The 13,259-nt window shown below is 72.0% G+C and carries 13 protein-coding genes; 4 read left to right on the top strand and 9 right to left on the bottom strand.

The annotated features are described in order from the left end of the window. The first annotated feature begins 134 nt into the window (after positions 1-134). Positions 135-1,370 (top strand): cytochrome P450, encoded by a 1,236-nt coding sequence (locus ACH4G3_RS06690; RefSeq protein ID WP_397623470.1) that lies wholly within the window; start codon positions 135-137, stop codon positions 1,368-1,370. A gap of 3 nt (positions 1,371-1,373) precedes the next feature. Here the strand turns inward: ACH4G3_RS06690 and ACH4G3_RS06685 are convergent, their stop codons facing one another. After that, a complete protein-coding gene (locus ACH4G3_RS06685; RefSeq protein ID WP_397623469.1) occupies positions 1,374-1,964 on the bottom strand; it encodes a TetR/AcrR family transcriptional regulator in 591 nt (196 codons plus the stop codon). Positions 1,965-2,110: 146 nt separating this feature from the next. Here ACH4G3_RS06685 and ACH4G3_RS06680 point away from each other — a divergent pair, with 146 nt between their 5' ends. Next, a complete protein-coding gene (locus tag ACH4G3_RS06680) occupies positions 2,111-3,031 on the top strand; it encodes an alpha/beta hydrolase family protein (RefSeq protein ID WP_397623468.1) in 921 nt (306 codons plus the stop codon). 242 nt (positions 3,032-3,273) lie between these two features. On the opposite strand, the gene ACH4G3_RS06675 is transcribed toward ACH4G3_RS06680, so the two are convergent. The 5 genes from ACH4G3_RS06675 to ACH4G3_RS06655 all read right to left on the bottom strand — a co-directional run bounded on the left by ACH4G3_RS06675 (position 3,274) and on the right by ACH4G3_RS06655 (position 8,800). After that, positions 3,274-4,110: an ECF transporter S component gene (locus ACH4G3_RS06675; protein WP_397623467.1), complete on the bottom strand. Its 837-nt coding sequence runs from the start codon at positions 4,108-4,110 to the stop codon at positions 3,274-3,276. Beyond that, positions 4,110-5,780: an ABC transporter ATP-binding protein gene (locus tag ACH4G3_RS06670; RefSeq protein ID WP_397623466.1), complete on the bottom strand. Its 1,671-nt coding sequence runs from the start codon at positions 5,778-5,780 to the stop codon at positions 4,110-4,112. Before ACH4G3_RS06670 ends, ACH4G3_RS06675 begins: the two co-directional genes overlap by 1 nt. Then, positions 5,777-6,880: a CbiQ family ECF transporter T component gene (locus ACH4G3_RS06665; RefSeq protein WP_397623465.1), complete on the bottom strand. Its 1,104-nt coding sequence runs from the start codon at positions 6,878-6,880 to the stop codon at positions 5,777-5,779. Before ACH4G3_RS06665 ends, ACH4G3_RS06670 begins: the two co-directional genes overlap by 4 nt. 79 nt (positions 6,881-6,959) lie before the next feature. Then, positions 6,960-7,586 (bottom strand): SCO2322 family protein, encoded by a 627-nt coding sequence (locus ACH4G3_RS06660; protein WP_397623464.1) that lies wholly within the window; start codon positions 7,584-7,586, stop codon positions 6,960-6,962. Further along, positions 7,583-8,800 (bottom strand): prenyltransferase/squalene oxidase repeat-containing protein, encoded by a 1,218-nt coding sequence (locus tag ACH4G3_RS06655; RefSeq protein ID WP_397623463.1) that lies wholly within the window; start codon positions 8,798-8,800, stop codon positions 7,583-7,585. Before ACH4G3_RS06655 ends, ACH4G3_RS06660 begins: the two co-directional genes overlap by 4 nt. A gap of 290 nt (positions 8,801-9,090) precedes the next feature. On the opposite strand from ACH4G3_RS06655, the gene ACH4G3_RS06650 reads away from it, so the two are divergent. Then, on the top strand, positions 9,091-9,768 hold the full coding sequence (locus tag ACH4G3_RS06650) for a phosphotransferase (protein WP_397623462.1): 678 nt from the start codon (positions 9,091-9,093) through the stop codon (positions 9,766-9,768). A 45-nt stretch (positions 9,769-9,813) separates the two neighbouring features. Beyond that, positions 9,814-10,629 carry an SAM-dependent methyltransferase gene (locus tag ACH4G3_RS06645; protein WP_354735246.1) on the top strand — a complete coding sequence of 272 codons (816 nt, stop codon included), beginning with the start codon at positions 9,814-9,816 and terminating at the stop codon, positions 10,627-10,629. Between the two features lie 4 nt (positions 10,630-10,633). Here ACH4G3_RS06645 and ACH4G3_RS06640 read toward each other — a convergent pair whose 3' ends face one another. The 3 genes from ACH4G3_RS06640 to ACH4G3_RS06630 form a co-directional block, all read right to left on the bottom strand. Continuing rightward, positions 10,634-11,539 carry a helix-turn-helix domain-containing protein gene (locus ACH4G3_RS06640; protein WP_397623461.1) on the bottom strand — a complete coding sequence of 302 codons (906 nt, stop codon included), beginning with the start codon at positions 11,537-11,539 and terminating at the stop codon, positions 10,634-10,636. Between the two features lie 92 nt (positions 11,540-11,631). Further along, on the bottom strand, positions 11,632-12,087 hold the full coding sequence (locus tag ACH4G3_RS06635; protein ID WP_397623460.1) for a nuclear transport factor 2 family protein: 456 nt from the start codon (positions 12,085-12,087) through the stop codon (positions 11,632-11,634). Positions 12,088-12,136: 49 nt separating this feature from the next. Beyond that, positions 12,137-13,192 (bottom strand): MBL fold metallo-hydrolase, encoded by a 1,056-nt coding sequence (locus ACH4G3_RS06630; protein ID WP_397623459.1) that lies wholly within the window; start codon positions 13,190-13,192, stop codon positions 12,137-12,139. Positions 13,193-13,259 lie beyond the last annotated feature (67 nt).

Here is a 13,259-nt window from a genome sequence, read left to right as displayed (position 1 = left end):
CCGCAAGAGTCGTGCGGGTAATTCAGGGGCCCGTGCCTCTTGCTACTTGTAGAACCCGTTACTACCGTCACCGCAACTCCGCACAGCTGATGGGCCGTCAGAATCAGAGTCGGTACGAGTGGTGGGAGCCGCCCATGTCCTGTCCCGCGCTGCCCGACGGGTTCGACTTCACCGACCCCGACCTGCTGCACAGCCGCGTGCCCCTGCCCGAGTTCGCCGAGCTGCGCCGGGTGGAGCCGGTCTGCTGGGTGCCGCAGCCGGTGGGTCTCGCCGGCTTCCAGGACGAGGGATACTGGGCGGTCACCCGGCACGCCGACGTCAAGTACGTCTCCACGCACCCGGAGTTGTTCTCGTCGTACCTCAACACGGCGATCATCCGCTTCAACGAGCACATCGAGCGCGACTCCATCGACGCGCAGCGGTTCATCCTGTTGAACATGGACCCGCCTGAGCACACGCGGGTGCGGCAGATCGTGCAGCGCGGGTTCACGCCTCGGGCGATCCGCGCGCTGGAGGAGCGGCTGCGGGCCCGTGCCCACGCGATCGTGGCGAACGCCGGCGCGCACACCGGCCCCTTCGACTTCGTCACCCAGGTCGCCTGCGAACTGCCCCTCCAGGCGATAGCCGAGCTGATGGGCGTGCCGCAGGAGGACCGGGACAAGATCTTCGACTGGTCCAACAAGATGATCGCGTACGACGATCCCGAGTACGCCATCACCGAGGAGGTCGGCGCCGAGTCGGCCACGGAGATCATCGCCTACGCGATGAACATGGCCGCCGACCGCAAGCAGTGCCCCGCCCACGACATCGTCACGCAACTGGTCGCGGCGGAGGACGAGGGCAACCTCAACTCCGACGAGTTCGGCTTCTTCGTGCTGATGCTGGCCGTCGCCGGCAACGAGACCACCCGCAACGCCATCACCCACGGCATGCACGCCTTCCTCACCCACCCCGAGCAGTGGGAGCTGTACAAGAGGGAGCGGCCGTCGACGACGGCGGAGGAGATCGTGCGCTGGGCGACCCCGGTCGCCGCCTTCCAGCGCACCGCCACCCAGGACACCGAGCTGGGCGGCAAACTGATCCGCAAGGGCGATCGGGTGGGGCTGTTCTACGCCTCCGCCAACCACGACCCCGAGGTCTTCGACGAGCCGGACGCCTTCGACATCACCCGCGACCCCAACCCCCACCTCGGTTTCGGCGGTGGCGGCCCGCACTACTGCCTGGGCAAGTCCCTCGCCGTGCTGGAGATCGACCTCATCTTCAACGCCGTCGCCGACACCATGCCGGGCCTTCAACTGGTCGAGGAACCCCGCCGGTTGAGGTCGGCGTGGATCAACGGGGTGAAGGAACTCCGGGTTCGGTCCCGGTAGCGGTCAGTGCGGTTGGCGTAGTCCCGCGACGAGGAGCGCTACCAGTCGGCGGGCGTCGTAGCGGGGGTCGCTGTCAGCGCCGACGCAGAGGTTTCCGATGCCGCGCAGGAACGCGTAGGCGTCGAGGTCGGAGCGGATCTCGCCGGACGCGGCGGCGGCTTCGAGCAGCTGGGTGCACACCGGCAGGAGCCGTTCGAGGAAGTAGGTGTGCAGCGGCCCGAAGCAGGTGCTGTCCCCCTGCATCGCGGTGGCCAGGCCGTGCTTGGTGACCAGGAAGTCGACGAAGAGATCGACCCACCGCACCAGGGCGGCATGGGGCGTCGGGCCGGCCGCCAGCAGGGCCGGGCCGGCTTCGGCGCAGGCGTCGACCTGGTGGCGGTAGACAGCGATGACGAGATCCGCCCGGGTGGGGAAGTGGCGGTAGATCGTGCCCACCCCGACGCCGGCCCTGGCCGCGATGTCGCGCACCGGCGCGTCCACGCCCGAGCTGACGAAGACCTCGGCGGCCGCGTCCAGCAGGGCCTGCTGGTTGCGCCGGGCGTCCTTGCGCTTGGACCGGGCTGAGGTCCCGGCGCTCTGGCCGCTGTCGTTCACCGTGTCGTCCTTCCATGCGGTTGCGTGCGCTTGCGTGCTGTTGCGCGTGCGGTTGTAAAGCGGAACCCTGTTCCGTATTGTGATGGCGTAATCGGAACGGCGTTCCGTTTCATTCATGATGACAGACCTGACCGGAAGGCACCCCCATGCCCGGCACTCCCCTGTCCCACTCGACCATGGTGATCTCCGCGAAGCCGGTGCTCCTGCCCGCCCCGGGCCGCGGCGAGGACCTCCAGGTCCGTGTGTCCGCCCCCTCGACCGGCGGCGAGCTGCCCGTCGTCGTCTTCTCGCACGGCTTCGGCTGGTCGATGAACGGCTACGCCCCTCTGGCGGACCACTGGGCCGCCCAGGGCTTCGTGGTGGTGCAGCCCACCCACCTGGACTCCAGGACGCTGGGCCTGCCTCCCGAGGACCCCCGCACGCCACGGATCTGGCGCTTCCGTATCGAGGACCTCACGCGTGTGCTGGACGGTCTCGACGTTCTCGAAGCCTCCGTACCGGGCCTCGCCGGACGCCTCGACCGCGACCGCGTCGCCGTGGCCGGCCACTCCTGGGGAGCCCAGACGGCGAGCACGCTCCTCGGCGCGCGCGTCCTCGACTCCGACGGTGTTCCCGGCGAGGACATGTCCGACCCCCGTGTGAAGGCGGGTGTGCTGCTCGCCATGGCCGGCCTGGGCGACGACCTGACCCCGTTCGCCGTCGAGCACCTGCCCTTCATGAGGCCGTCCTTCGACACCATGACCACGCCGGCGCTCATCGTCGCCGGGGACCACGACGACTCCGCGCTGACCACACGCGGACCGGACTGGTTCACCGACCCCTACACCTACAGCCCGGGGAACAAGAGCCTGCTCACGCTGTTCGGGGCGGAGCACTCGCTCGGCGGCATCCCCGGCTACGAGGTGGCGGAGACGACCGACGAGAGTCCCGCACGCGTCGCCCTGCTCCAGCGCCTCACCACCGCCTACCTGCGCAGCGCCCTCTACCCCGGGGACACCGGCTGGAAGGCGGCGGCCGTCGCGCTGGAGGAGGACCCCGAGCCGCTGGGGAAGCTGCAGAGCAAGTAGAGGACGTGGAGAAAGGCGAAGAAGGGCGAAGGCGACGGCCCCGGGGATCAGGGGGCCGCCGCCTTCGGTCTTTGGGGGGTGGGTCGGTCTTGGGGGTGCCTGGCCAGAGAAACAGGCGCGCCGGGTGCCCGCAAGGAACCCGCTTACTAGGTGTGGCCGCATGTGCGCGGAAGGTCTGACCTGTGACCGGGCGTTGTTCCTACGGCCCCGCTTCGTACGTGACGGGGGTCATGTGGGGGGCTTCACGTCCGGGGCGCGTCGAACGTGACCGGCGTCTCGAAGGCAGCCCGACGGGTGGCGCGGCGCAACGCCCTCAGTACCGCGGGGCCGATCGTGAGCGTCAGCACGACCGTGACGACGGCCCGGCCCAGGTCCCAGCCCAGCGACGTGGCCAGGCAGTACGCGAGGAAACGGGCCAGGTTGGTGGCGACCGCCGCGTGCGGGTCGAAGCCGACGCCCGACGCGAGGGCGCTCATGAAGGGCCAGCCGGCCAGGTTCATGATCGTGCCGTAGGCGAAGGCGGCGAGGAAGCCGTAGGCCGCGAGCATCACGAGCTCCGCCCGGCCGCGCAGCCGGTCCGGGCCCGGCAGCAGGCCCGCGCCCATCGCGAACCAGCCCATCGCCAGCATCTGGAACGGCAGCCACGGGCCCACCCCGCCCGTGAGCAGCGCGGACGCGAACATCGTCACCGAGCCGAGGACGAACCCGAACCCCGGGCCGAGGACCCGTCCGCTCAGCACCATCAGGAAGAACATCGGCTCGATACCGGCCGTACCGGCGCCGATCGGCCGCAGGGCGGCACCCGTGGCGGCCAGCACGCCGAGCATCGCGACCGCCTTCGGGCCGAGACCGGACTCCGAGATCGCCGCGGCCACCACCGCGACGAGCAGCACCAGCAGGCCCGCGAACAGCCAGGGCGCGTCCTGCGCGTGCGCGCTGAGCCGCGAGGTGGGCGGGGTCAGGAACGGCCAGCCGAAGCCGATCACGCCGACCGCGCTGACGAGGACCAGGGCGGTGACGGAGCGGGGGCCGAGGCGGACGGCTCGGGCCTGGCGCTGGAGGGTGGTCCGGGTTTCCATCAGCCGGCCGGAGTCTCGGCGTCGAGGGCCGCACGGACCTGGGAGACCGTGAGCCAGTGCTGCGGGGCGAGGATCTTGGTGACCTGCGGGGCGAAGGAGGGGGAGGAGACCACGATGTCCGCCGTCGGGCCGTCCGCGATCACTTCGCCGTCGGCGAGCAGTACGACCCGGTGGGCGATCTCCGCCGCCAGCTCCACGTCGTGCGTGGCCAGCACGATGGCATGCCCCTCGGCGGCGAGGGTGCGGAGCACCGTGACCAGGCGGGACTTGGCCGCGTAGTCCAGGCCCCGGGTCGGCTCGTCGAGCAGGAGCAGCGGGGGCCGGGCGGTGAGTACGACGGCCAGGGCGAGGGCGAGCCGCTGGCCCTCCGAGAGGTCCCGGGGGTGGGTGTCGTCGCTGACGCCGGGGAGCAGTTCGGTGACCAGGGCGCGGCAGGTGCCGGGCGCTGCGCCGGCGTCCTGGTCGGCCGCGGCGCACTCGGCGGCGACGGTGTCGGCGTAGAGCAGGTCTCGCGGCTCCTGTGGGACGAGGCCGACTTTGCGGACGAGGTCCTTCGGGCGGGTGCGGTGGGGGATCGCGTCCCCGACCCGGACGGATCCCGAGGTGGGTGTGACGAGGCCGACCAGGGAGTTGAGCAGGGTGGACTTTCCTGCGCCGTTGCGGCCCATGAGGGCGATCGTCTCGCCAGGGGTGATGGTCAGGTCGATATGGCGTAGGGCTTGGACGCGGGCGCGGGTTACGGAGAGGGCTGAGGCTGCGCCTACGGGGGCGGGGGGTGCGGAGTGCTGGCGGGTGCGGGTTGTCTGTGGCTTGTCGCGCCGTTCCCCGCGCCCCTGAGGGGCGATGTCGTCCCGAACCTCAAGTCGCCGGCGTAGGTCTGATGCGCGGCGGCGGGCGTCGCGGACGGTCATCGGCAGGGGGGACCAGCCTGCCAAGCGGCCCAGGGCCACCACCGGTGGATACACCGGGGAGACGGCCATCACCTCTGCCGGAGGGCCCAGCACGGGGGCGGCGCCCGGGCCCGGCAGCAGGACGACCTGGTCGGCGTACTGGATGACGCGTTCCAGGCGGTGTTCGGCCAGGAGGACCGTCGTGCCGAGGTCGTGCACGAGGCGCTGGAGGACCGCCAGGACCTCCTCGGCGGCGGCCGGGTCGAGCGCGGAGGTCGGCTCGTCCAGGACGAGGACGCTCGGGTGCGGGGTGAGGACCGAGCCGATCGCGACGCGCTGCTGCTGGCCGCCGGAGAGCGTGGCGATCGGGCGGTGGCGCAGCCCGGCCAGGCCGAGCAGGTCCAGGGTCTCCTCGACGCGGCGCCGCATCACGTCCGGGGCGAGGCCCAGCGACTCCATGCCGTAGGCCAGTTCGTCCTCGACGGTGTCGGTGACGAAGTGGGAGAGCGGGTCCTGGCCCACCGTGCCGACGACGTCGGCGAGTTCGCGCGGCTTGTGGGTGCGGGTGTCGCGGCCGGCGACCGTGACCCTGCCGCGCAGGGTGCCGCCGGTGAAGTGCGGCACGAGCCCGCTGACCGCGCCCAGGACGGTGGACTTGCCGACGCCGGACGGGCCGGCCAGGAGGACGAGTTCACCCTCCGGGACCTCGAAGTCGACGCCCTGGACGGTGGGTTCGGCGGCACCGTCGTACGTCACGGACACATCCTCGAAGCGGATCACGACGGCTCCTTGGGGTCGGGGGCGACGAACGCGGGCAGCAGGCCGAGGAGGATCGCCGCCGCGGGCCAGAGGGGAAGCGCGGGGGCCACGAGCGGCACCACACCCGGGTGCAGGGCCGCGGGGTCGCGGGCCGCGGCGAGCGTGAGGAGCGCGGCGACCGCCACGCCGGAGGCGACGACCAGCCAGGCGCGCACGTCCCAGCGGTCGGGGCGGTACCGGGTGCGCAGCGACCGCCGTCCGCCGAGCCGGAGACCCGCGAGGGCGGCGGCGAGGCCGGCGAGGAGCACCGGGACGCCGTACGTGGCGCCTTCGGCGGTGAGCAGACCGTACGTTCCGGCGCACACGCCCAGCAGACCACCGAGCGTGAGGGCGGCGGTGGTGCGGCGGACCGCGGCGGGGACCTGGGCGGTACGGCCGTAGCCGCGGGCGTCCATCGCGGCGGCGAGCGACACCGATCGCTCCAGCGCGCCCTCCAGGACCGGCAGGCCCACCTGCAGCAGACCCCGGATGCCCTTGTCCGGGCGTCCGCGCAGACGGCGGGCGGCGCGCAGGCGCTGGACGTCGGCGATGAGGTTCGGCGCGAAGGTCAGCGCCACGACGACCGCGACGCCCATCTCGTACAGGGCGCCCGGGAGGGACTTGAGCAGGCGGGAGGGGTTCGCCAGGGCGTTCGCGGCGCCGACGCAGATGAGCAGGGTGGCCAGCTTCAGGCCGTCGTACAGGGCGAAGGTGAGGGCCTCGGCGGTGACCTCGCCGCCGAGGCGGATGCCCTGGGCCCAGGCGGGGAGGCCGACTTCGGGGAGGGTGAGGAGGGTGTGCGTGCCGGGGATCGGGGAGCCGAGGATCGTGGCGAAGAGCAGGCGGATGAGCAGGACGGCGAGGGCGAGTTTGACGAAGGCGCCGTAGGAGCGGGACCAGGGGGTGTCGGGGCGGCGGGTGGCTACGACGTAGGCGGAGACCGTGATGAGGAGGGTGAGGAGGAGGGGGTTGGTGGTGCGGGTGGCCGCGGTGCCGAGGGAAAGGGACCAGAGCCACCAGGCGCCGGGGTGGAGGGCGGTGGGCTGCGCGGCCCGGCGCTGTGGGGTGCCGCCTGCGCCCACTTTCCCCCAAGCTCTCGGCTTCGCTCGAGCAGGGGGGACCCCCATCGCCCCAGCGGCACGACTGCCCGCAGGCTGGGGCCTACGCACGCCGTCGTACCTGCCAGATGGCTGCCGCACCGAGGAGGGCCACGACGGCAATGCCGGCCACCAGACCCAGGGACGGGCCGTGCTCCGAGGTGTTCTTCTTCTCTGCGGTCGGCTTCTGCTGCTTGGCCACCTGCTCTCCGCAACCCTTCTCCGGGTAACCCGAGATGGCGCACAGGAAGGCGTTCATGTCGTAGCGCAACGGCTTGGCCACCACCGCCAGGGCCTCGGCCGTCGTCGCGTCGGGGGAGACCTGGGCGCAGGCCGTTCGGGCCGGGGGCGGGGTCTCGCCGGACGGGGCGTCCGTCGTCGTGCCGAAGTCGAGGAGCAGAGCGACCCGCTTCTTGCCGTCCCGCGCGGGCGTTGCGGCACAGATCGTCTTGAAGTCGGCCTCGCCGCGCGGCCGGGCCGCGTTCCCGGAGTCCTCGCTCACCGCGAAGCGGAAGCCCTGGACGTCGCCGTCCGAGGGGCGGGCCGTGGACGGGCCCTGCGTGGCGTAGACCCAGTGGTCGCCGTCGCGCTCCCAGAACGACCAGTACTGGTAGCGGGCGGCCTGGGCCTGGCCCGCTCCCGCGCACAGCAGGAGCGAGGCCAGGAGAAGGAGAACGGCCCGGCGGATCACGGCTGCTGCCTCTTCCGGCGGCCGCTGAAGAGGAAGCCGATACCGACTCCCGCGACGAGGCAGACACCGACGTACCACCAGACGCCGAAGACGTCCGAGTCGCTCTTTTCGTCGGCCGCTCGGGTCTTCCCGCCGGTCTGCGGGGCCGGGCCCGTCGCGTTCAGCCGCTTCACCAGGTCGGTGCCGCCGAAGTCGCGGGGGTTCGTGCCCGTCGCGTGGGCCGCGAAGATCAGCTGGGCGTAGGCGGCAGGGCCGTTCTGGGCCGCCCAGGACGCCGAGTTCTTCTCCAGCCAGCGCAGGGACTTCGCCGCCTGCCCGGTGTCACCGTGCGCGGCGAGTGCGACGACCGCGTCGGCGGTGTTGCCGTAGTCGGGCTGGGGGTCCGAGCCGGGGGTGGGCGAGGTGAGGTGGCCGTCCTTGGCGAGAGCCTCGGTGAGGTAGGCGGCTCCGTCGGCCGCGACCTGCTCCGGCGTCTTCTTGTTCTTGCCCTCGCAGGCCCGGCCCTTCGCGGCCTCGGTCTTCTCTCCGGGCTTCACCACCATGCCCTTGCCCGGGGCGCCCAGCACACCCGCAGCCGTGGCGTCGGCGTTGGCGGCCAGTTCGCCCTTCTTGTCCGGCTGGAACGCGAAGGCGCCCGCGTCGTCGCCGTCACAGCCGAGGGCGAGGGTCAGCAGCGCGTCGTAGGGCGACTTGCCGCCCTTCTCGACCTGCTCAGGTTTCTCGCCGGCGGCGGTCAGCGCGCCGATGACGACGGACGTGGAGTTGGTGTCGCTGGCGCCGCCGGGCGCGTAGCCCCAGCCGCCGTCCTTGTTCTGGACCTTCTTCAGCCAGGTGACGGCCTTGCCGGTGACGGCGTCGTGCCCGCCGAGTGCGGTGAGCGCCTGTACGGCGGCGGCCGTCTGGTTCGTGTCGACCATGGTCCTGGCGTCGCACGCGGCGGTGGGATCGGCGCGGTACGGGGCGAAGGAACCGTCCGCGCACTGCTGGCGCACCAGCCACTCCACGGACTTCGCCGCGGGCTTCACCCCCACGGTGTGCTGTGCGAGCAGGGCGAGGGACTGGCGCCAGACGCCGTCGTACCGGGGATCCTTGTCGCCGTACAGAGCGGAGGGGAGCGCCTGGGACGGGGAAGGGGACGGGGCGGCGGCGGCCGGGGCGGCGGCGCCGACCACGGCGACGGCGGCCAGGACCGCGGCGCTGCGGCGGACGTTCATGATCGGCGGGTGCCTCTCCCTGCGGGGAGCCGGGCAGCACGGGGCACCCCCGGCGGCTCGGCTCCGTATACCTCGACGGTGCCGTGCACCGGCGCTCCGCCGGGCACGTGAGCCGGTCACGAACCGTACGGGGCGATCCGGCTCACCACCTCGGCGGCAGCTTACGGTTGCGGGTCAGCGCCGGAATTGCACCGGCTTCCCCCCGTACGGGTGTGATGACGACCTGCCTACTGTACCCGCACGCCCAGAACGGGCCGAGGGGTGCCGGAGGGCCGGAGTACCTTCGCCTCATGCCGCCGACACCACTGGGACGACTGCTCGGCTCCGGCCGCCGCGCCGACGTGTACGAGCTCGACGAGGCGTGGGTGCTGCGGCGTGAACGGGAGGGCGGGGGAGACCCGGCGGGCGAGGGCGCGGTGATGGCGCACGTGCACGCCCACGGCTACCCGGTGCCCCGGGTCCGCCCGACCGGCTCGCGCACCGACCTGGTGATGGAACGGCTCTCCGGCCCGACCATGCTCCAGGCCTGCCTGGCGGGCACCCTGGACCCGACGGAGGCCGGTTCGATCCTCGCCCGGCTGCTGCGTCACCTCCACACCGTCCCCGCCCTGCGCTCCACCGACCCGGCCGTCCGCGTCCTGCACCTGGATCTGCACCCGGAGAACGTGATCCTGACCCCCGACGGCCCCCGCGTCATCGACTGGTCGAACACGGAGGAGGGCGACCCGGCCCTGGACTGGGCGGCGACCGCCGTGATCCTCGCCCAGGCCGCCGTCGCCGGTGACCACCTCGCCGGCCCGGCCCGCACCATGCTGACCGCCCTCCTCGCCGACGCGTCCGCCCTCACCCGGCCCGCCCTGACGGAGGCCCTGCGCCGCCGGTCCGCCAATCCGACCATGAGCCGGATCGAAGTCGAACTGCTGGAAGATGCCGAGGAGTTGATCCTGTCCCAGGGGCGAACCGGCTGACCGACAAGCTAACGTGGGCACCCACGACCACACGCAGGAGCGTCCATGAGTGATCAGGTGGGGAACTCCGGGCAGGAGCCGCTTCCCAAGATCGACACCTCCGTGCCGCACTCGGCCCGGATCTGGAACTACTGGCTGGGCGGGAAGGACAACTACGAAGTCGACCGTGTGGCCGGTGACGCGTTCCGCGAGATCTTCCCGGGCATCGAGACCGGGGCCCGCGCCGCCCGCTACTTCCTCGCCCGCGCCGTCCGCCACCTGGCCGCCGAGGAGGGCATCCGCCAGTTCCTGGACATCGGCACGGGGCTGCCCAACGTGGACAACACCCACCAGATCGCCCAGGGGGTGGCCCCGGACAGCCGGATCGTCTACGTCGACAACGACCCGCTGGTGCTGGCCCATGCCCGCGCGCTGCTCACCAGCACCCAGGAAGGCGTCACCAACTACGTCGACGCCGACCTGCGCGAGCCGGGCACGATCATCCGGGAAGCCGGTAAGACGCTGGACTTCGACCAGCCCGTCGCCCTCATGCTGATGGGCATCCTGGGCCACATCGAGGACCACGACGAGGCGCGCTCGATCGTGCGGCAGCTGGTGGACGCCCTGCCCTCCGGCAGCTACCTCGTCCAGTACGACAGCACCGACACCAGCGAGGACTACGTCCGGGCCATCCAGCAGTACAACGACGGCGGTTCGATCCCGTACATCCTGCGCAGCCCCGAGCAGATCGCCCGCTACTTCGACGGTCTGGAACTGCTCGAACCGGGCGTGACGTCCTGCTCGCGCTGGCGACCAGACGCCGCGGCCCTGGATCTCCCGGCGGAGGTGCACCAGTACGGCGGTGTCGCCCTGAAACGCTGACTTCTCAGGTCTCCTGAAGGATGCGGTGGAGAATGGTCGGAGTCTCGTCCGGCGACTCGGCTTCGACCACCAGCCGGTTCATCGCGTCCCAGTAGCACTCGATCTCGGCGGGCCGGTCGGGATAGAGCGCGGTGGTGAGCTGTTCGAGGTAGACCACGTCGGGCAACTCCCCGCCGGGCAGGCGCAGAATCGTGACCGGACCGCCCTCCGCGGCGTGGCCGCCGACGCGGAACGGCAGGATCTGGACCGTGACCTGCGGCAGCCGGCAGATCTCGATGAGATACCTGAGCTGGGCGCGCATGACGGAGAGACCGCCCACCGGCCGGCGCAGCGCCGCCTCGTCGATCACCGCCCACAGCCGGGTCGCGGGCTGCCGGTGCAGTATCCGCTGGCGGGTCAGCCGCAGCGCGACCCGGCGTTCCATCTCCTGCGCACCGGCGTCCGGGTGGGCGAGCCGGATGGAGGCCCGTGCGTAGTCGGCGGTCTGGAGCAGCCCGGGAACGCGCTGGACCTGGAAGCAGCGGATGACGCTCGCCGCCTGCTCGGCGCCGAGGTACGTCTGCATCCAGGCGGGCACCACGTCGCTGTAGTACTGCCACCAGGCCGGGGTGTTGGCCTGTTCGGCCAGTGCCAGCAGGGTCGCGCGCTCGGCCTCGTCCGTGACGCCGTACAGCGTGAGCAGATCGGTGACGTCCCGCAGTTTGAACCCGTGCCGGCCCGCCTCCATCCGGCTGATCTTGGACGAGGAGGCCCGGATGACATGCCCCGCGTCCGCCCGGCCTATGCCCCGCTCCTCGCGCAGTCGCCTGAGCCGGGCGCCCAGCGCCAGCCGCGGCACCATGGGCCCGGCCGATCTGCTGTCCAGGGCTCCACTGCCGGACGTCGTAGGAGCGGCCTCTTCGGTGCCCATGGGCGTATCTCCTTGCGGTGGAACGCAACTCCGCAGGCCTGTGATTGCCGCGGCACAGTCATCCTAGGGGCCCTGCCCGGACACCATCTGGCTTATGACATAGGCGAGTTCACCCGCGGCGTGGCTCCGCCGAAGGGAAGGCGCAGGGTCCGGGAGGCGAGCAGCCAGGTGCCGTCGGCCCTGTGGAACGTGTCCTCGTAGTGCCCGACCTGGACCGGCGGCCCGGCCGGAACCACACCGCCGTCGTAGCCGTCGACGCGGTACGTCGTGAAGTACGAGATCGCCGTGGCCGTGTCCCAGGACGTCACCGTGACCAGGACGTTGGACATCATGCGCCGGGACAGCCGGTCGGCGGGGCGGGAGCCGAAGTACGCGCTCAGGGCGTCCCGGCCCTTGACCAGCCGCCCGTCCTCCGGCCACTGCCAGACGCCTTCCTCGGTGAACAGCTCGGCCACGGAGGAGGGTTCGCCCAGGTCGAGCCGGTGGACGAAGTCGATGATCAGGCGCTCGCAGGCGCGTTCGGCGAGGAGGCGTTCTAGGGGGTTCATGATCGTTTCGTAGCACCCCGGCGGTCTGTTCTCCGCCGGGTTTGCCACGTCATTGCACCGCCGCGTACGTCACCGGATCACTTCCCGGTACCGCCTCCGCCCGGCCCGCCTTGACCAGGCGGCGCAGATGGGACTCGGCCTCCGAGACGGCGATGGTGCGGGAACCGTGGGGGATGTCGGCCCAGGGGCGGTTCCACTCCATGCGTTCGGCGAGCTGCCAGGGCGTGAGCGGCTCGGCGAGGAGGGTCAGCAGGTCGGTGAGGCGGGCCTCGTGGTGGGCGAGCAGTTCGCGGACGCGGGCGGCGGCGTCGGGGAACGGGTGCTGGTGGGCGGGGAGCACCTCGGCGGGCGCGAGGCGGCCCACGCGTTCCAGGGAGTCCAGGTAGTCGCCCAGGGGGTCGGTGACGGTGGCGTCGTCGGGGTCCTCGTAGAGGCCGATGTGCGGGGTGATCTCCGGCAGCAGGTGGTCGCCGGAGAACAGGCGGCCGTGGCCGGGGAGCCGGGCGGGGTGGGTCTCCTCCAGGTGGAGGCAGACGTGTCCCGGCGTGTGTCCCGGGGTCCAGATCGCGCGCAGGCGGCGGCCGGGGAGGTCGAGGAGTTCGCCGGGGACGATGTCACGGTCGGGCAGGGCGGGGGAGAGGCCGGGCAGGGCGCGGGGCCGGGCCGCGCGCAGCGGGGCGACGTGCTCCTCCGGGGCGCCGGCGGCCGTGAGCTTGGCCGTCATGTACGAGAACCAGCGCTCGGGGCGGGCCTGACGGGTCCGCCGTACGACCGCGGTGTCGGCCGCGTGCATCGCGATCCACGCGCCCGACGCCTCCCGGACCCGGCCGGACAGACCGTGGTGGTCCGGGTGATGGTGGGTGACGACCACGCCGTGGATCTCGGCGACCGAGGTGCCGCACGCCGTGAGGCCGGACGCGAGGGTGTCCCAGGACGTGGGGTCGTCCCAGCCGGTGTCGATCAGTACCGGGCCCCGGTCGGTGTCGACGACGTACACCAGGGTGTGGCCGAGCGGGTTGTCCGGGATGGGGACGCGCAGGGACCGGACACCTCCGCCGTGGTCGTACACCGCCGGTACGGGCTCGCGGTCCTGGCTGCTCTTCATCTGCCCTCCGATCCACGGCCATTGCCCACTATAACGAGAACTGGTTACAAAGGTTGCCCAAGTCGAC

This window comes from Streptomyces afghaniensis, assembly GCF_044327915.1.
In the GTDB taxonomy this organism is placed as follows: Bacteria; Actinomycetota; Actinomycetes; order Streptomycetales; family Streptomycetaceae; genus Streptomyces; species Streptomyces afghaniensis.
The sequence above is the reverse complement of the archived record's forward strand: the minus strand, read 5'-3'. Positions and strand labels throughout refer to the sequence as shown.